Source organism: Paraburkholderia podalyriae, assembly GCF_014397785.1.
Classification (GTDB): Bacteria; Pseudomonadota; Gammaproteobacteria; order Burkholderiales; family Burkholderiaceae; genus Paraburkholderia; species Paraburkholderia podalyriae.
The window spans coordinates 1-830 of record NZ_VZQQ01000262.1; the positions used below are offsets into that span (position 1 = coordinate 1).

The 830-nt window shown below is 67.1% G+C and carries 1 protein-coding gene; it reads right to left on the reverse strand.

Annotated elements, in window-relative coordinates; translation table 11 throughout:
• Positions 1-697: tyrosine-type recombinase/integrase (locus F6X42_RS42935; RefSeq protein WP_187639773.1), on the reverse strand; the 697-nt coding region annotated here is incomplete at its 3' end.
• Positions 698-830: the final 133 nt, after the last annotated feature.

An 830-nucleotide genomic window follows, 5' to 3' on the forward strand; every position in this document is an offset into this window, starting at 1 on the left:
ATACGCGCTTGTCGATGTTTGCGGTCTCGGCGGCCGCATGGATGGCGCGGGTCAGTTGCCGCGTGCTGAGCGGGTCGATCGGATCGAGGCCCGGAAAGAGCCACCCGCCATCGAGCATGCAGCCCTGGGCACGGGCAACGCGCCACCAGACGCGCAGACGTTCGAGCAGGACCGGCGAGAGCATCGCGTAGCGGTCACGGCGGCCCTTGCCCTGCTCGATGCGCAGGGTCATGCGCTGGCTGTCGATGTCGCTGACCCTGAGCGCGACCACTTCGCTCGCACGCAGCCCGGCGCCATAGGCGACCGACAGCGCGGTCTGATGCTTGAGGTTTCCGGCTGCCGCGATGAGCCGACGCACCTCCTCGGGGCTGAGCACAACCGGGAGCGTGCGAGGCACGCGTACCGGCTGCATCCGCGCCATCAGCTCAGGCCGGCCGAGCGTGACTTCGAAGAAGAACTTCAGAGCGCTGATCGCGGCGTTCAGCGACACCGGCGACGCGCCGTGATCGACCAGATGCAACTGGTAGTCCCGGAGGTCCTCGACAGTGGCGGTATCGGGTAAACGCCCGAGGTATCGGGCGAACTGACGTACGGCACGCAGATAGGCGGCCTGGGTCTTGGGTGCGAACTTGCGCATGCGCAAGTCCTCAAGCATACGGCGGCGCAGCGGGCTGATGCCCGGATCGGAGGAGGTCATGATGGGACTCCTGCTGGAGGACGAGGCGGATTGCCTCAACCACCAACATAAGCACCGGCGCCACTCGCCTCCCATTCGCCGCCAGAGTCGGGCCGTAGCCCCCTACCGCGCGAGCGGTTTAGTCCGTTCGGCC